Annotated in this window: 16 protein-coding genes; 8 read left to right on the top strand and 8 right to left on the bottom strand. The window is 61.8% G+C overall.

Features of this window, described 5'->3' with window-relative positions:
* The first annotated feature begins 60 nt into the window (after window positions 1–60).
* Both X760_RS51015 and X760_RS51010 read left to right on the top strand, forming a co-directional pair.
* Window positions 61–312 carry a helix-turn-helix domain-containing protein gene (locus X760_RS51015; protein ID WP_023718464.1) on the top strand — a complete coding sequence of 84 codons (252 nt, stop codon included), beginning with the start codon at window positions 61–63 and terminating at the stop codon, window positions 310–312.
* Entirely contained in the window at window positions 312–1,619 is a 1,308-nt protein-coding gene (locus X760_RS51010) for a type II toxin-antitoxin system HipA family toxin (RefSeq protein WP_023718463.1), read from the top strand. The genes X760_RS51015 and X760_RS51010 overlap by 1 nt, the downstream gene beginning before the upstream one ends.
* Before the next feature lie 89 nt (window positions 1,620–1,708).
* Here X760_RS51010 and X760_RS0137585 read toward each other — a convergent pair whose 3' ends face one another.
* Entirely contained in the window at window positions 1,709–2,131 is a 423-nt protein-coding gene (locus X760_RS0137585) for a MarR family transcriptional regulator (RefSeq protein WP_245278554.1), read from the bottom strand.
* A 179-nt stretch (window positions 2,132–2,310) separates the two neighbouring features.
* On the opposite strand from X760_RS0137585, the gene X760_RS51005 reads away from it, so the two are divergent.
* Window positions 2,311–3,846 (top strand): FAD-dependent monooxygenase, encoded by a 1,536-nt coding sequence (locus X760_RS51005; RefSeq protein WP_051409645.1) that lies wholly within the window; start codon window positions 2,311–2,313, stop codon window positions 3,844–3,846.
* Window positions 3,847–4,060: 214 nt separating this feature from the next.
* Here the strand turns inward: X760_RS51005 and X760_RS51000 are convergent, their stop codons facing one another.
* Window positions 4,061–4,534, bottom strand: a complete 474-nt coding sequence (locus X760_RS51000; protein WP_031193801.1) for a phosphatidylglycerophosphatase A — start codon at window positions 4,532–4,534, stop codon at window positions 4,061–4,063.
* A 348-nt stretch (window positions 4,535–4,882) separates the two neighbouring features.
* Between X760_RS51000 and X760_RS73635 the strand changes: the two genes are divergently transcribed.
* Complete coding sequence (locus tag X760_RS73635; protein WP_051409644.1) at window positions 4,883–5,509, top strand: CDP-alcohol phosphatidyltransferase family protein; 627 nt, start codon at window positions 4,883–4,885, stop codon at window positions 5,507–5,509.
* Between the two features lie 56 nt (window positions 5,510–5,565).
* Here the strand turns inward: X760_RS73635 and X760_RS50995 are convergent, their stop codons facing one another.
* From X760_RS50995 to X760_RS50970, 6 genes are all read right to left on the bottom strand, one after another.
* Complete coding sequence (locus X760_RS50995) at window positions 5,566–6,585, bottom strand: LLM class flavin-dependent oxidoreductase (protein WP_023718459.1); 1,020 nt, start codon at window positions 6,583–6,585, stop codon at window positions 5,566–5,568.
* A 155-nt stretch (window positions 6,586–6,740) separates the two neighbouring features.
* Window positions 6,741–6,944, bottom strand: coding sequence for a hypothetical protein (locus tag X760_RS50990; RefSeq protein ID WP_023718458.1), 204 nt, complete (start codon window positions 6,942–6,944; stop codon window positions 6,741–6,743).
* Window positions 6,945–6,961: 17 nt separating this feature from the next.
* Window positions 6,962–8,104, bottom strand: a complete 1,143-nt coding sequence (locus tag X760_RS50985) for a DegT/DnrJ/EryC1/StrS aminotransferase family protein (RefSeq protein WP_023718457.1) — start codon at window positions 8,102–8,104, stop codon at window positions 6,962–6,964.
* Between the two features lie 253 nt (window positions 8,105–8,357).
* Entirely contained in the window at window positions 8,358–9,281 is a 924-nt protein-coding gene (locus X760_RS50980) for a carbohydrate kinase (RefSeq protein ID WP_023718456.1), read from the bottom strand.
* Window positions 9,278–9,724 (bottom strand): RbsD/FucU domain-containing protein, encoded by a 447-nt coding sequence (locus X760_RS50975; RefSeq protein ID WP_023718455.1) that lies wholly within the window; start codon window positions 9,722–9,724, stop codon window positions 9,278–9,280. Before X760_RS50975 ends, X760_RS50980 begins: the two co-directional genes overlap by 4 nt.
* Window positions 9,725–9,726: 2 nt before the next feature.
* Complete coding sequence (locus X760_RS50970) at window positions 9,727–10,956, bottom strand: ROK family transcriptional regulator (RefSeq protein WP_023718454.1); 1,230 nt, start codon at window positions 10,954–10,956, stop codon at window positions 9,727–9,729.
* A 229-nt stretch (window positions 10,957–11,185) separates the two neighbouring features.
* Between X760_RS50970 and X760_RS50965 the strand changes: the two genes are divergently transcribed.
* From X760_RS50965 to X760_RS50950, 4 genes are all read left to right on the top strand, one after another.
* Window positions 11,186–12,202 (top strand): sugar ABC transporter substrate-binding protein, encoded by a 1,017-nt coding sequence (locus tag X760_RS50965; RefSeq protein WP_023718453.1) that lies wholly within the window; start codon window positions 11,186–11,188, stop codon window positions 12,200–12,202.
* 89 nt (window positions 12,203–12,291) lie between these two features.
* Window positions 12,292–13,374 (top strand): ABC transporter permease, encoded by a 1,083-nt coding sequence (locus tag X760_RS50960; protein ID WP_023718452.1) that lies wholly within the window; start codon window positions 12,292–12,294, stop codon window positions 13,372–13,374.
* Window positions 13,371–14,159: an ATP-binding cassette domain-containing protein gene (locus X760_RS50955; RefSeq protein ID WP_023718451.1), complete on the top strand. Its 789-nt coding sequence runs from the start codon at window positions 13,371–13,373 to the stop codon at window positions 14,157–14,159. The genes X760_RS50960 and X760_RS50955 overlap by 4 nt, the downstream gene beginning before the upstream one ends.
* Window positions 14,160–14,325: 166 nt before the next feature.
* A complete protein-coding gene (locus X760_RS50950) occupies window positions 14,326–16,794 on the top strand; it encodes a glycogen/starch/alpha-glucan phosphorylase (RefSeq protein ID WP_023718450.1) in 2,469 nt (822 codons plus the stop codon).
* The last annotated feature ends 34 nt before the right edge of the window (window positions 16,795–16,828 follow it).

The raw sequence follows: 16,828 nt of genomic DNA, 5'->3' as shown, positions 1-16,828 counted from the left end.
CTCTAGCGCATATTGAAATCTATCTTCTGAGCGTATATCTCATAGCTGGAGAGGTACGCTGTGGACCAAATCGCCCGAACGCCTAAGCAACTCGGAGATGCCATCCGCCGGCGGCGCCGCAAGCTCGGCCTGAACCAGGCCACTGTCGGGGAGCACACGATGCTACGCCAAGCGACCATCTCGGCCGTCGAGAATGGAGCGCCCGGGACACAGCTCGGAACGCTTTGCGACATTCTCGCAGCGCTCGACCTTGAATTGGTTGTCCGCTCTCGGACCAGAGCAAAGTCGACCGAGATCGAGGACGTCTTTTGATGGCTCGTCCGCGGCGGCACCTCCCGCTCAACGTCTTCTTGAACAGCCGTCTCGTCGGGCGGCTGAATAGACAATCCAGCGGCGCGATCGATTTTCAGTATGATCCGTCCTGGCTTGCCTGGGAGCATGCGCTACCAGTCTCGCTATCTCTGCCCCTACGTGAAGATCGCTATATCGGTGCACCCGTCATTGCCGTGTTCGACAATCTCCTGCCCGACAGCATCCCGATTCGCCGCCGTATGGCTGAGCGTGTTCATGCCCGAGGGATAGACGCCTACGACTTGCTTGCCGCTGTCGGACGGGATTGTGTCGGCGCACTGCAATTCCTGCCGGATGATGTCGAGCCGGGCCCCGCCGGTATTGTCGACGGCAAACCCGTTGACGATATCGAAATTGCTCGTCTCGTCCGCGATCTGGCATCGGCCCCCCTCGGGCTGGGCGAGGATGAAGATTTCCGGATCTCGATCGCTGGCGCTCAGGAAAAGACTGCGCTCTTGTTCTGGAAAGGACGTTGGTACAAGCCGCTGGCGACGACTGCTACAACGCACATCCTCAAGCCACAGATTGGACGCTTGCCAAATGGCATCGACCTTTCCTTCAGTGTTGAAAACGAATTTTTCTGCCTCAAGATGACAGCCGCCCTGGGACTCCCGTGCGCCGTCGCCGCAATCGAGGAATTCGAAGGCAATCGCGTGCTCGTAGTCGAACGTTTCGATCGCCGATGGACGAGTGACAACCGTCTCCTGCGCTTGCCCCAGGAAGACTGCTGCCAGGCTCTGTCTGTGCCTCCGTCGCTGAAATACGAATCCGATGGCGGGCCTGGGGTTCCGGCTATCCTTGGTCTGATGAAGGGAAGCGACCAACCGGAGCTAGATCAAGCTGCGGTTCTGAAGGCCGTGGTCGCCTTTTGGCTGCTCGGCGCCACAGATGGACATGCCAAGAATTTTAGCGTCTTTCTTTCTCCCGGCGGCCGGTTCCGCATGACGCCGTTATATGATGTGATCTCAGCGCAGACCAGCCTTGATGCGGGACAGATCAGGCGCAACAAAATGAAGTTGGCGATGGCTATAGGCGACGCACGCCACTACCTTATCGATAGCGTCATGCCGCGCCATTTCATCCAGACCGCCGCCAAGGCAGGAATTGGTCCAAAACCCGTCACAGCGATCTTTGACGAGCTGCGCCAACGGGCGCTAGCGGCAATCGAACTGGTTTGTGCATCGCTCCCAAAGGGTTTCCCTTCGCAAGTCGCAGATGCCATTGGCAATGGGGTCAAAGCTCGCGTGCGCAGACTGGAAGAGGTGTGATGCTTAAGATCGAGGCACAACCAGACTGATAGCCATTGGGACGTCCAAATGATCTTCTTTTAGCAGCAGCAACGCCGCGCGGGATGTAATCAACCCACGGACTTGCCAGCCTGTAACTTTCTGACCAGGCCGATCAGCTGATCCAGGTCCGCGCGTGTAAGCGCAAGCATCTCCGCAGGGGGTTTGTGATATTCCCTTGTCAATTCCTCAATGGTTGCAACACCCTTGGCCGTAAGCTTGACACGTTTGACACGGCGATCGCTTGGCGACGGAACCCGTTCGGCGAGCCCCGCCTGCTCCAACCGGTCGACCAGCCAGGTCGCCGTCGAAGGGTCGCAGTGCCATTGAGCGGCCAATGCGCCGATCGGCTTGCCCGCATCTTTGTCGAGGGTGAAGAGGGCGCGCGAGTCGTTGGGCGTCAGACCCAATTTCTGCTGGATCGCCAACCGGTCCGGCGCGGACCGCATCAGGAAATCAAACATCAGGCGCCAGGCCTCGGTGGCGTGCTGCAAGCGATCTTGGCCCGGTCCCATTCCACGCTCTTTCGTGTCTTGACACATATTTGGACCAATCATATGATTTGATCAATCAAAATGTTTGGTGATCAAAGCAATGAGAGGAGATCCGAGATGACCAACACCACGGTTCTCGTCGTCGGGGGCGGCCTGAACGGTCTGACGGCGGCCGCCCTTTGGCTCACAACGACATTCCGTGCGTCCTCGTCGAGCGCCATCCCGACACGTCAATCCAGTACAAATTTGCCGGCATTTCCCCGCGCAGCATGGAGATCTTTCGAAGCCTCGGCCTCGAGGAGGAGATTCGTGCAAATCGTACGGGGGACCAGCAGGCAGGCGCTATTGCGCGCGCCAGGAATCTCACCGATCCCGAGATTCAATGGGGCGGACCGGCGTGGCCGGATGCAAGTGCCCTCAGCCCCACGCAACCGGCGACGTGTGATCAGCACGTCCTGGAACCGATTCTGCGCCGCTACGCCGAGCGGAACGGTGCAGACATACGTTTCAGCACGGAACTGGTGGCTTTCGAACAGGATGAGAATGTCGTCCGCGCGGAAATTCGCGATATCGCGACCGGCGCAAAGGACGCCATCTCGGCCGACTATCTGATCGTCGCGGACGGTGCGAACGGCTCGATGCGAGAGAGGCTGGAGATCAGCCGCAGCGGGGCAGGCGGCCTTCAGCACTGGATAAATGTCGTCTTTGACACGGACATGCCTCCGACGATCGGCGGCAAGCGTTTCACGTCGTGCTTCGTGACGGACCTCAACGGGACCTTCACGCCCAGGGAGGGTGGACGATGGCTTCTGGCGCTCCAGTACTTTCCCGAAAAGGGCGAGAAACCCCAGGATTTTGATGAAGCCAGGTGCAGGGAACTGATCATACGAGGTGCGGGCCGGTCGGATATCACGACTAGGCTTGTCGATGCGCGCTCCTGGGAAGTGGCCGCGATGACAGCGCGCCAATTCCGCCGAGGCCGCGCGTTTCTTGTGGGGGATGCGGCACATTTGATGCCCCCAACAGGCGCTTTCGGTGGCAATTCAGGTATCCACGACGCCCATAACCTTGCCTGGAAGCTTGCGATGGTAACACGCGGGCATGCCGGTCCCTCTTTGCTGGATAGCTATGACATGGAGCGCCGGCCGGTCATCGAGGCTACGTTGGCGCAAGCGCTCGCCCGCCTTCAGAAATGGTTCGACGATCCGTCGAAGCGATTGCCTCCCCCAGTCGCGATGGTCGAGGATTACGACGTGGTATTTGGCCAACGCTACGCTGCAGGTGTCGTGGCTCAGGAAGCCACGCGGGACGATCACCCATTCCAAAAATCCACGGAGTTGTCGGGCCGCCCTGGCACGCGTTTACCGCATTTCGCGGTCGGGCGTGCCGGCCAGCGGATTTCGAGTCTCGATTTGTGCGATCGCGACCTTCTTCTCCTCTGCGCCGACGACGCATGGTGTCAGGCCGCTGACGCCGTAAGCCAGCGCCTCCGCATGCCGCTGACCTGCCACGCCTTTGCCAATGGGGGTCTGATTGATTTGGACCATCGGTGGCCTTCCGCGCTCGGGGTTGAAAGCGGCGGTGCCGCCTTGGTCAGGCCGGACGGGTTTGTCGCGTGGCGGTCAACGCACAGTGTGCCTGATCCTGTACAGATGCTGATCGAAATACTTGACGGCTTGGGTTTCCGCACGCAGGCGTGCGAACATCATCAGTGAGCGGCGGATGCCTCCGGTCTTCCGGCACGACTTCCTTGCCGATGTCGTCGCCGGGAATGCCGGCGATGTTCAGCCGTTTGCCCGTCTCGTCATGCCTCTTCCTACTCGTTGTCACCGAGTAGGGCCGCGCCAACCGCTTCGGTCCTCCCCTTGTGTCGCTAAACTCGCATGGACCATCGTGCTGGCCTTTGGCATTGGAGGCCGAATGTCGCCGTTACGGCAAATGATCAATCAACTCGTTCAGCAGGAGCAGCAACGCCCCAGCGACGACAGCCGCGGCAGCATCGTCCAGCATGATGCCGGCCCCACCCCTTACCTTGTCATGCATGATACGGATGGGCCAAGGCTTGACGACGTCGAAAAACCGGAAAGCAAGGAAGCCTGTTGCCCACCAGAGTGGGTCGAGTGGCAGCATGGAAAGTGTCACGGCGGCGCCGAAGGTCTCATCGATGACGACGATCTGCGGGTCCTCCGTCCCGGTATGGGAGATAACATGCGATGACGCCCATACGCCGACGGCGAACAGGGCCGCATAGGCAAGCACCGTCAGCCAAGGTGATGCGGGTATCAGAGCCGCGGCAACAGCCACTCCAACCATTGCGCCGGCCGTGCCCGGCCATGTTGGAGATAATCCCACGCCGACAGAGGTCGCGAGCAGGTAGGCGAACTTGGGTAGAAATTTATGCATCGAGTTTCGGCCGGCTTCCGACGGGTCGCAAGCAATCATAGTCACATCGTTCGGGTGTTGCCGCCAGACCGCCGCTCGATTTGCACACCCGTCAAAAGGCATCGCCCAAACCGTGAAATGCTGTCGGGCAGCTGTCGCTGCGACCGGAAGTTCTGTTTCGCCGTCAGCTTGGCGAGCATCTTAATCCGCCGGCCACATTCGCCAAACGAGATCGCTTTTGCGGCGAGTTGAGAACGTTCCTGAGCCCGGTCTCGGCCCGCATTGGCCAACTGAAACGGTGGCGATGGTGGAACAAACCCGCAAATTGCTGGTAAAGCTCCGTCAAACGACATCATCAGAGGAGCCGCCATGATCGCCGGTCTCATGAAAAGTCGCATCGACCCGCTATGGGAGCAGGCCGCCTCTCCGCTGATCGGGATCGGCATGACGCCGAACCAGGTTACGGCCAGCGGGCTCGTGCTCGTGGCTTTGTCTTCGGCCGCCTACGCGTATCACCATTCAAGTCTTGCCTTTGGCTTGTGCCTGGCGTTTGCCTTCAGCTTCGACGCGCTGGACGGTGCGGTCGCCCGCCGGACAAATATGAGCACCAAGGCCGGTGGCTATTTCGACGCTATCGTCGACCGTTATCAGGAATTGGCCGTCTTTGCGGCAATAGGCTGGGTCGCCGATCTGTGGGCGATCGCAATGTTCGCGTTCGCCGGCGGGATTCTCACCAGTTATGCCAAGGCGCGGACGGCGCTGGAAATCCCTGTGGAAAACCATGGTTGGCCGGATTTCTTCGAGCGGATGGAACGTCTGGTGTTCATTTGCGTGCTGCTCGCCGCCGACGGAGTCGCGACTGCCATGGGCGCGGCTTCGCCCTGGATTCTGGCAGGCGGGTTCGCGTTGTACGCAGTGCTGGCCAACGCGACGGCCCTGCAACGGATCAGTCGCGCATTTGCGATGCTGAAACGAGCCGACGGGAAGCAGCCGTGAGACCGCTAGAACGCGAGCATCGTATTGACCGCCGTGGCTTTTCCAACAAAGTCGCGTCAGCGCCAGCCCAAGCCTGGGGCGACGTGGGTCAGGATCGCCTCGATGGCATGGACATTATAGTCGACACCGAGCTGGTTGGGGACTGTAAGCAGCAGCGTATCGGCCTCAGCGATGGCTTCGTCGCCCTTTAGCTGCTCGATCAGGACGTCTGGCTCGGCGGCATAGGAGCGGCCGAACACGGCAAGCCTGTCTGCCTCGATGTAGCCGAACTGATCTCCGCCCTGGTTGCCGCCGAAATACGCGCGGTCGCGATCGTCGACCAGCGCAAAAATGCTGCGGCTCACCGACACCCGCGGCTCGCGCGTGTGGCCGGCCGCCTTCCAGGCTTCGCGAAAAGCCTTGATCTGTTCGGCTTGCTGGATGTGAAACGGCTTTCCGCCTTCATCGAATTTGAGCGTGGAGCTCTGCAGGTTCATCCCAAGTTTCGCCGCCCATTCTGCGGTGGCGTTTGTGGCGGCGCCCCACCAGATGCGCTCGCGCAGGCCCTCCGAGTGTGGCTCGACGCGAAGCAGGCCAGGCGGGTTGGGAAACATCGGCCGCGGGTTGGGCTGGGCAAAGCCTTTGCCCAGCAACACTTCGAGCAGCACTCCGGTGTGTCTGCGGGCCATGTCGGCATCGCTCTCGCCCTCTTGCGGGGCGTAGCCGAAGTAGCGCCATCCGTCGATCACCTGCTCCGGCGAGCCGCGGCTGATGCCTAGCTGCAGACGCCCTCCGGCGATCAGATCGGCGGCGCCGGCGTCCTCGGCCATGTAGAGCGGGTTCTCGTAACGCATGTCGATCACCGCCGTGCCGATCTCGATTCGGCTGGTCTTCGCCCCAACCGCTGCCAGCAGCGGGAAGGGCGAGGCGAGCTGGCGGGCGAAGTGATGCACGCGGAAATACGCGCCGTCCGCACCCAGCTCCTCGGCGGCGACGGCCAGCTCGACGGAATGCAAAAGCGCATCGGATGCCGTCCGCGTCTGCGATTGCGGCGAGGGCGTCCAGTGCCCGAACGAGAGGAAACCAATCTTCTTCATGAAATAGCCAGCCTAGAGGGAAGACAGGTGCAGACTATGCTTCGGCGCAGAGCAAAGCATCCCGAAATCGGTACCGACGGCCCAGTTTGAGGTGAACGGTCCGTTGTTGATCAGCGATGCCGTCAATGGCGAGCCTGTTGCTGGCGCGAGCGCATCTAGGAAGGTGCCGCGAACGCGAGCACTATCGCGATGAGGATCAACAGCGGCCCCATCCATTTAAAATGGGTTCCAAAGTTGGTCCACCATGCTTGCTGGCCGGGGCGAGCTTGGAACGGGTCCGCGAGAAATCCGAAGCCGATGCCAGCCATCCACAACCCGGCGCAGAACATGATGAACTCGTCGATGTAATCCGCGACCATGTTCCGCAACTTTCGAATTATGCCGCCGCCACGTGCGCCGAATTCGAGCCGATATAGTTACGGATCGTTTCGATGATCCGGTCCTGGTCGGCCTCGCTCAGATAGGGATGCATCGGCAGGCACAGGATGCGCTTCGGCAGCTCTTCCGAAACGGCAAGGCCGGTCGGCGTGCGCGGATAATCGCGATAGGCAATCTGGCTGTGCAGCGGTTTCACATAGTAGATGACCGACGGAATGCCCTTTTCACCGAGATGTGCCTTGAGCCCGTCGCGCTTCGGCGTTTCGATGGCGTATTGCGCCCAGGCCGAGCGGCCGCCGCCCAGATTGCGCGCCGTCTTGACTATATCGCCGAGACCTTCGGCATAGCGATTAGCGACCGCTTGCCGCGCCACCATCTCGTCCTCGAGGATGGCCAGCTTCTCGATTAGGATCGCCGCCTGCAGTGTATCGAGCCGTGAATTGATGCCGACGCGGACATTGTCGTATTGCGTTTCGCCCTTGCCGTGAAAGGCGAACGAGCGCAGCTGTTCGGCCAGCGCATCGTCATTGGTGAACATCGCACCGCCGTCGCCGTAGCAGCCGAGCGGTTTTGCCGGATAGAAGCTGGTCGAGCCGACGGTGCCGAACGAGCCGCACATCTTGCCGTCAGCCGAGCCGCCGGTCGCCTGCGCCGCATCCTCGATGACCATCAGGCCTTCGCGATTGGCGATGGCCATGATTGCTTCGTAATCGGCGGCGAGGCCGAACAGGTCGACGGGAATGATTGCCTTCGGCCTCAGCCGCCCCTCCGCCTTGATCATGGCGATTGCCGCCTCGAGGCTGGCGATGTCGATATTGTAGCTGTCAGCATCGACATCGACGAACACCGGCTCGGCCTTGGTCAGCGCCACCACTTCGGCCGTGGCGGCGAAGGTGAAGCTCGGCACGAATACCGCGTCGCCCGGGCCGATGCCGGCGGCAAACAGCGGCAACAGCAGCGCGTCGGTGCCGTTGGCGCAAGCGACCACGTGCTTGGTGCCGATATAGGCGGCGAGCTTGTTTTCGAATTCGGTGACCTGCGGTCCAAGAATATAACGACCTTCGTCGACGACGCGGTCGATTGCCGCCTTCAGCCTGTCGCGGATGCGTTCGCGCTGTGCGCCAAGATCGATGAACTGCATGTCGGCCTCAAACGGTTTTAGCCAGATAACCGGCCGCTGGTAGCAGACTTGGCACGGCCGAGAAAGCCGCAGGGCAAAGCCCTGAATTGCTCAAGTGTCGCAGCCTGTTACCTCTGGTTTCCGATCTGCCCTCTTAAACGCGGGAAAATCCGGACTTCGGCATGCTTGATATGGGCTGCGCATCCCGCCCGCCAGGTTAGGCGAAACATAAAGTGATCGCCGGCAGGCAGTCCGTGAGGCGGTTGCCAGCCGGTCAGGCGAGTTCATGCCGCCATGGCGGATTGGCGCCGGCCCGCGAGACCGTCACCGCCGCAGCCTTGGCGCCGAGCGTCAGCGCCTTATGGATGGCTTCTTTCGGCAGGCCGGCGATTGCCGTCTTCGACAGCAGGCCCTGCTCGTGCAAGGAGGCAAGGATGCCGGCATTGAACGTGTCGCCGGCGCCGACCGTATCGACCACCTCGACCTTGTCCGGCACGACCGTGACCCGGTGCTGGCTGCTGTAACCAACCGCGCCCGCGCTGCCGTGGGTGACGACGATCAGCTTCGGGCCGCGGTCCAGCCAGTTGCGGACGACGTCCTCATGCGAGCCGGCTTCGTCGAACCAGTTCAAATCCTCGTCCGACAGTTTCACGATGTCGGCCATCGCCATCATGTTGCGGATGCGCCTGAGATGCCTGGCCTTGTCGGGAATGAAGTTTGGCCGGATGTTGGGGTCGAGCATCATCACGCGGCGCTCATGCTCACGTCGCATGAACTCCTCATAGGCCGATCCGGCCGGTTCCGAGATCAGGCTGATGGCGCCGAACAGCATGGCCTCGATCTCGCTGCCGAGCTCCGGCAGGTCCTCGATGGTCAGCATGCGCCCGGCGGTGTTCTCGTCATAGAATGTATAGGTCGCCTGGCCGTTGGTGAGCCGCACGAAGGCGAGCGTGGTCGGCCGCGGTGAGGTGTGCGCATAGGTGGAACTGACCTTGCTGGCCCCCAGCGCCTCCCTGAACTGCCCGCCGAACAGATCCGACGACAGGCCGGAGAAGAAGCCGGCCGGCGCGCCGAGTCGGCCGAGCGCAATGGCCGAGTTGAAGACGGCACCGCCGACATAGGGGGCAAAGGCCGCTTCGCCCTCCGTCGTGGTGCGCGGCAGCATGTCGATCAGGGCTTCGCCGCAGCAGAGGATCATGAAGTCTTGCTTTCCGGCGGATAGATCACGCCCTTGCGAATGATGATGTTGGCGTAAAGCCGCGGCTCGCTCGTCGCGACGATCGCGTGCGCGGCCTTGACCCGTGCATAGAAGTCGGCGCCGGCAAGCGCAACCACCTTGCGGCCCGGCGCATGCCTGGCGCAGATCGCTTCAATCTCATGATGAACCGGATCGGCGAGCAGGGGATCGCCTTTAGCCGAGGCGCGAAACAGCGCCTGCGGCACGGCGTCGTCGACAGGCAACACGCTCAATACGGCATCCAGCACCGGGACGAGATGATGACCGTCGGCGCGGATCAGCCGCTGTGCCTGCTGTTCGGCCGGGTAGTTGCCGTCGACCAGCGCGATCTCGTCGCCATGGCCCATGGCGCGCAACATCGCTAGAAGCTCCGGGCCGAGCAGCGCCGGGATACCGATCAGCATGCTCAGAAGCTCCGGGAAATCGTGGTCGAGCCGATGAGGAAGCGCTCAGACAGCGGCAGGCTGGCGCCACCCAGCGCCCGCGCATGGATGCCGACTGTTCCCTCGCGGACGGCCGGCAGCCTCAGGCCTTCGCCGTCGATCCTGCCGATGGCCTGGATGACGGCATCGACAAGCCGCCTGCGCACGGCGAGCGGCATCCATCCGTCGATCACCGCGGCTTCGAAATCGATGACGGACGACGCCGCAACGATGGCATAGGCGAGCGCGTGCGAGGCGCTGGCGATCCAGTCGTCAAGCTCGGCGCCGATCTCGCCCCAGTCCCCCGGTGATGTCCACAGATGCGAGGCTTCGACGCCGCGCGCGTTGAGCGCCTTTTCCAGCATGGCGATCGACGCCACGTCGATCAACTGCGTCGGCTTGCCGTCCGGCCCAGGCACCGGCATCGAGCCCAGCGCGCCGGCATTGCCGGTTGGGCCGCCAAACAGCCGGCCGTTCAGCACGATGCCGCCGCCGGCAAAGGCGCCGATATAGAAATAGACGAAATCGCGTGCCGCACCCGCCGCCTGGCCGAACACGAGCTCGGCGCCGCAGGCCGAGGTGGCATCGTTTTGCAGGTAGACCGGAAATTCGCATTGTGCCTGGATGTCGGCGCGGATGTCGCGATGGCGCCATTCGTCCATGATTTCACGCGGCGCGCCGGCGGTATCGGCCCAGTTCCACAATTCGAACGGCATGGCGATGCCAAGTCCGGCGATGCGCTTGTCCTGCGCAGGAGTGAGCTCGCCGCGCATCTTCTTCATGCCGCTCGTAACGAATTCCACCGTCTCGCGCGGCGCCGGATAGCGGTACGAATGCTGCAGCATCGAGCGCACATTGCCGAGGAAATCGATCAGCACGAGCTCGGCGCTGCGCCGGCCGATCTTCAGGCCGATGAAATAGGCGCCGTCGGGATTGAGCGCCATGGGTATCGAGGGCTGGCCAATCTTGCCGCGCAACGGCGCCTGGCGAACGAGCAGATCGTCCTCCTCCAGCTCGCGCATGATGACTGATACTGTCTGCGCCGAGAGGCCAGTCATGCGTGCGATGTCGGATTTGGCCAGGCTGCCGTGCTGGCGCACCAGCGACAGCACCAGCCGCTCATTGTGGTCCCGCATGCCGCTTTGATTGGTGCCGCGGTGCAGGCGGCTTTCGGCCGCATCGGGCGAGCCGTGCCTTGTAATGCCGGTCTCCACCCCTGTTCCTCCCGTCGTTTCCCCTCAATGCTTTTGGTCTAGAGTGAGTGAACAATCCTGCGTTGTCAATAATAAATAAGAGTGATTTAATTATTGACAGTGCTGGCGGACTGGTGTCTCTTGAGATCGGCGTCGACACTGGGAGATTTCGTCGGACGCGCTGCAGATGCCGGTTGGCCGGCATCCTAAATGGTTCAATGGGAGGAAAATCGTGACCACGTCAAAACTGTTGAAATCCACCGTGTTTGCCGCGGCCGGACTGAGCCTGATGGCGTTTGCGTCGACGGCATCGGCCGCCGGGGTCGGCGCCTGCTTGATCACCAAGACCGACACCAATCCCTTCTTCGTGAAGATGAAGGAAGGTGCCGCCGCGAAAGCCAAGGAAATCGGTGTCGATCTGAAAGCCTATGCCGGCAAGGCGGAAGGTGACAATGAGGGCCAGGTTGCGGCGATCGAATCCTGCATCGCCGACGGCGCCAAGGGCATTTTGATCACCGCCACCGACACTGCGGCCATCGTGCCGGCGGTGAAGAAGGCGCGCGATGCAGGGGTGCTGGTGATCGCTCTCGACACGCAGCTCGAGCCTGCCGATGCCGCGGATGCGACGTTTGCGACCGACAATTTCAAGGCCGGCGAGCTTATCGGCTCCTGGGCAAAGGCTACCTTGGGCGACAAGGCCAAGGATGCGCACATTGCCTACATGGATCTGATCGCCAGCCAGCCCTCCGTCGACGTCCAGCGTGATCAAGGCTTCATGAAGGGCTTCGGCATCGACCTCGGCGATCCCAAGAAGATCGGCGACGAAACCGACGCACGCAACGTCTGTCACGATCTGTCGAGCGGCAATGAGGATGGCGGGCATACTGCCATGGAGAATTGCCTGCAGAAGGATCCGGATATCAACGTCGTCTACACCATCAACGAACCTGCGGCCGCGGGCGCCTACCAGGCGCTGAAAGCCGTCGGCAAGGAGAAGGACGTCCTGATTGTCTCGGTCGATGGCGGCTGCCCCGGTGTCAAGAACGTTGCCGAGGGCGTGATCGGCGCCACTTCACAGCAATACCCATTGCTCATGGCCTCGCTCGGCATCGAGGCGATCAAGACCTTTGCCGACACCGGCAAGAAGCCTGAGCCGTCGCCCGGTCTGAACTTCTACAACACCGGCGTCACGCTGATCACCGACAAGCCTGCCGCCGGCATCGAATCCATCGACACGAAGCAAGGCCTCAGCAAGTGCTGGGGTTGATTTGATCCCCTGATCGGCTCAACTTCAAAAGAACAATAGGGAATGTGGAGCGGTTTCGGCCGCTCCACATCACAGGCGGGGAGGCCGACTTGAGCGTCGAAACAACCAGGAGCAAGGGACCGCAGGAATTCGAGACGGTCCTGGCCGCTAGCGACGCCAGCGTCGCATCATTCGAGACGCATTCCCGCTCGACGTTGGAGAGCATCCAGCACCGCTTGCATAAAAGCCCGGCCATGGTGCCGCTGATCATCCTGCTCATCTCGGTGGTTCTGTTCGCAGTCGTCGTCGGCGGACGCTTCTTTTCTCCCTTCACCCTCACCCTGATCCTCCAGCAGGTGGCGATAACCGGCATGGTCGGCATCGCGCAGACACTGGTGGTGCTCACCGCCGGCATCGACCTGTCAGTCGGCGCCATCATGGTGCTGAGCTCGGTTGTTATGGGCCAGTTTGCCATGCATTACGGTGTTCCAGCGCCGGTCGCCGTTGCCATCGGGCTGCTTGTCGGCGCGATTTGCGGCTTGATCAACGGCATTCTCATCGCCTGGGTGAAACTGCCGCCCTTCATCGTGACGCTCGGCACCTGGTCGATCTACGCTGCCATCAACTTCATCTATTCCGGCAACGAGACCATCCGCAGCCAGGATCTCGAGGCGACGGCACCGCTGCTGCAGTTTTTCGGCGGCTCGTTCAGGATCGGCGGCGCAGTCTTCACCTATGGCGTGCTGTTGGTGCTGATCATGGGGGCAATTGCCTGGTACGTGCTCAATCACACCGCATGGGGCCGGCATGTCTACGCAGTCGGCGACGACCCGGAAGCCGCGGAACTGTCGGGGGTGCGCGTCAGCCGGATGCTGGTCACGGTCTATACCCTGACCGGCATCATTTGTGCCATCGCCGGCTGGGCCTTGATCGGACGCATCGGATCGGTCTCGCCGCAGGCCGGGCAGTTCGAGAACATCAATTCGATTACCGCCGTGGTGATTGGCGGCACATCACTGTTCGGCGGCCGAGGTTCCATCCTCGGGACCATCTTCGGTGCGCTGATCGTCGGGGTGTTCGCGCTCGGCCTCAGGCTTTGGGGGACAGATCCCCAATGGACGCAATTGTCTGTCGGCGCCCTTATCATCATCGCTGTTGGTATCGACCAGTGGATCAGGAAGATCTCGGCATGAACCAGACTCAGGAACCGATCCTTACCGCCCGCAGCCTGGTCAAACGCTACGGTCGCGTCACCGCCCTCGACAATGCCGATTTCGATCTCTATCCGGGCGAAATCCTTGCTGTCATCGGCGACAACGGCGCCGGCAAGTCGTCGCTTATCAAGGCGATTTCCGGCGCGGTCGTGCCCGACGAAGGCGAGATCCGGCTTGAAGGCAAGCCTATTGCATTCAAATCGCCGATGGAGGCCCGCGAAGCCGGCATCGAGACCGTCTACCAGAACCTGGCGCTGTCGCCGGCGCTGTCCATCGCCGACAACATGTTTCTCGGCCGCGAGATCCGCAAGCCGGGCTTTCTTGGCAGCTGGCTGCGCATGCTCGACCGTCCGGCGATGGAAAAGCGCGCCCGCGACAAGCTGACCGAACTTGGCCTGATGACCATCCAGAACATCAGCCAGGCGGTGGAAACTCTCTCCGGCGGTCAACGCCAGGGCGTGGCGGTGGCGCGCGCCGCGGCCTTCGGCTCGAAGATGGTCATCATGGATGAGCCGACGGCCGCGCTCGGCGTCAAGGAGAGCCGCCGCGTGCTCGAACTGATACTCGACGTCAAACGCCGAGGCCTGCCGATCGTGCTGATTTCACACAATATGCCGCATGTCTTCGAGGTGGCGGACCGCATTCACATTCATCGGCTCGGCCGTCGCCTGTGCGTCATCGATCCGAAGCAGTATACGATGTCCGACGCGGTCGCCTTCATGACCGGCGCCAAGGTGCCGCCGGAGGCGGCGCTGGCGGCCTGAACAAGAACTTGAGGCCCGCCGCTGAGGGCGCGGTGTTTCAATGCCAAATTGCCGCAGGGCAACCCGGCTTGCGGTCGCCTGAATCCATTGAACATCCGGTGGGATGCATTAGCATTGGCGGAGATGGTGAAAGCCGCATGATCCTGGCAACGTCACGAGAGGCAGCATGACGCGCGCGATGACAACCGAAGCTCCTCTGCCCACCCTCGAAAACCCGGATCCCAAGACGCTCGCCGACGAAGTCTTGCAGGCCCTCAAATACAGGGTCGGCAAGGGCACCAACGTTGCAACCCAGTACGATTGGCTCACCGCCTCGATCAAGGTTGTGCGCGACCGCATCGTCGATCATTGGATGCAGGCGACCCAAGAGGCCTACGCCCAGCAGGAAAAGCGCGTCTATTACCTGTCACTGGAATTCCTCATCGGCCGCTTGATGCGCGATGCCTTCTCCAATCTCGGCCTGATGGACAATATGCGCGAGGCGCTGTCGTCACTTGGCGTCGACCTCGACATCATTGCTGCGCTCGAACCGGACGCTGCCCTTGGCAATGGCGGCCTTGGCCGGCTCGCCGCCTGCTTCATGGAAAGCATGGCTACCGTCGATATCCCCGCGCATGGCTATGGCATTCGCTACGCCAACGGCATGTTTCGGCAGGAGATCCATGACGGCTGGCAAGTCGAACTGCCCGAGACATGGCTCGATCACGGCAATCCTTGGGAGTTCGAACGCCGCGAACGCTCCTTCGAGGTCGGCTTCGGCGGCTCGGTGGAATCGATCACCTCGAAGGATGGCAGGCTCGAGCGCCATGTCTGGAAGCCGACCGAACATGTTCTGGCCGTTGCTTACGATACCCCGGTGGTTGGCTGGCGGGCCAACCGCGTCAACACGCTGCGTCTGTGGTCCGGCATGCCGGTCGATCCGATCCTGCTCGACAAGTTCAACGCCGGCGATCACATCGGCGCGCTCGCCGAGAGCAACAAGGCCGATGCGCTGTCGCGCGTCCTTTACCCGGCCGATTCCCACAAGGCAGGCCAGGAGTTGCGGCTCAGGCAGGAGTATTTCTTCTCCACCGCCTCGCTGCAGGACATCCTTCAGCGTCATCTCAGCCAGTATGGCGACCTGCAATCGCTGCCCGACAAGGCGGCGATCCATCTCAACGACACCCATCCGGCCATCGCCGTCCCCGAGCTGATGCGCCTGTTGATGGATGTCCACGGCATGGATTTCGACCAGGCGTGGAGCATCACCAAGCGCACCTTCGGCTACACCAACCACACGCTGCTGCCCGAAGCGCTGGAAAGCTGGCCCGTGCCGCTATTCGAGCGGCTGTTGCCGCGCCACATGCAGATCGTCTACGCCATCAACGCCGAGGTGCTGCTCGAGGCGCGCGTCTCCGACCAGTTCTCGGACGAGCAGATCAGCCGCATCTCGCTGATCCAGGAAAATGGCGATCGCCGCGTGCGTATGGGCAATCTGGCCTTTGTCGGCTCGCACTCGATCAACGGTGTCTCGGCACTGCATACGGAATTGATGAAGGAGACGGTGTTTGCCGACCTCCACAGGCTCTACCCGGATCGCATCAACAACAAGACCAACGGGATCACACCGCGGCGCTGGCTGATACAGTGCAATCCCGGCCTCACGGCACTCACCCGAGAGGCGATCGGCGACGGCTTCCTCGACGACATCGACGAGATAAAGCTGCTCGATCCTTTCGCCGAGGACGCTGCCTTCCGCGACAAGTTCGCCGCTGTCAAACGGGCGAACAAGACGAGGCTTGCCAATCTCGTTGCCGACCGGCTCGGCATCAAGGTGGACCCCTCGGCGCTGTTCGACATCCAGGTCAAGCGCATCCACGAATACAAGCGCCAGCTCTTGAACATTCTCGAAGCGGTCGCGCTTTACGACCAGATCCGCTCGCATCCGGAGCGCGACTGGATGCCCCGCGTCAAGTTCTTCGGCGGCAAGGCGGCGCCCAGCTATCACAACGCCAAGCTGATCATCAAACTTGCCAACGACGTCGCCCGGGTCATCAACCGCGACCCGGCGGTGCGCGGCTTGCTGAAAGTGGTGTTCGTGCCGAACTACAATGTCAGCCTAGCCGAGATCATGATGCCGGCCGCCGATCTTTCGGAGCAGATATCGACCGCCGGCATGGAAGCGTCCGGCACCGGCAACATGAAGTTCGCGCTGAACGGCGCGCTGACCATCGGCACGCTCGACGGCGCCAATGTCGAGATCAAGGAATGCGTCGGCGACGACAACATCTTCATCTTCGGCCTGACCACCGATGAGGTCGCCGAGCGGCGCAACAATGGTTACGATCCGCGCGCCGTAATCGAGGGATCGCCTGAATTGGCGCAGGCGCTTGCCGCGGTTTCGTCCGGGGTCTTTTCGCCTGACGATCCGGACCGTTATCGCGACCTGATCAACGGCCTTTACCAGAGCGACTGGTTCATGGTCGCTGCGGATTTCGATGCCTACGCCGCCACCCAGCGCGACGTCGATGCCGTCTGGCGCAACAGCCCGGACTGGTACGCCAGAGCCATCCGCAATGTCGCCCGCGTCGGCTGGTTCTCGTCCGACCGCACGATCCGCCAATATGCGAAAGACATCTGGCACGTGCCCGCCTGATGTGATTGCATGAGACCAGGAACAATGTGGCCCT

It is taken from the genome of Mesorhizobium sp. LSHC420B00, assembly GCF_000503055.1.
GTDB lineage: Bacteria > Pseudomonadota > Alphaproteobacteria > Rhizobiales > Rhizobiaceae > Mesorhizobium.
The sequence above is the reverse complement of the archived record's forward strand: the minus strand, read 5'-3'. Positions and strand labels throughout refer to the sequence as shown.

Excerpts from the sequence above, each read along its gene's own strand:
- X760_RS51010 (WP_023718463.1), top strand. The coding sequence starts at position 312 with ATGGCTCGTCCGCGGCGGCACCTCCCGCTCAACGTCTTCTTGAACAGC.
- X760_RS51000 (WP_031193801.1), bottom strand. The coding sequence starts at position 4,534 with ATGCATAAATTTCTACCCAAGTTCGCCTACCTGCTCGCGACCTCTGTC.
- X760_RS73635 (WP_051409644.1), top strand. The coding sequence starts at position 4,883 with ATGATCGCCGGTCTCATGAAAAGTCGCATCGACCCGCTATGGGAGCAG.
- X760_RS50995 (WP_023718459.1), bottom strand. The coding sequence starts at position 6,585 with ATGAAGAAGATTGGTTTCCTCTCGTTCGGGCACTGGACGCCCTCGCCG.
- X760_RS50990 (WP_023718458.1), bottom strand. The coding sequence starts at position 6,944 with ATGGTCGCGGATTACATCGACGAGTTCATCATGTTCTGCGCCGGGTTG.
- X760_RS50985 (WP_023718457.1), bottom strand. The coding sequence starts at position 8,104 with ATGCAGTTCATCGATCTTGGCGCACAGCGCGAACGCATCCGCGACAGG.
- X760_RS50980 (WP_023718456.1), bottom strand. The coding sequence starts at position 9,281 with ATGATCCTCTGCTGCGGCGAAGCCCTGATCGACATGCTGCCGCGCACC.
- X760_RS50975 (WP_023718455.1), bottom strand. The coding sequence starts at position 9,724 with ATGCTGATCGGTATCCCGGCGCTGCTCGGCCCGGAGCTTCTAGCGATG.
- X760_RS50955 (WP_023718451.1), top strand. The coding sequence starts at position 13,371 with ATGAACCAGACTCAGGAACCGATCCTTACCGCCCGCAGCCTGGTCAAA.
- X760_RS50950 (WP_023718450.1), top strand. The coding sequence starts at position 14,326 with ATGACGCGCGCGATGACAACCGAAGCTCCTCTGCCCACCCTCGAAAAC.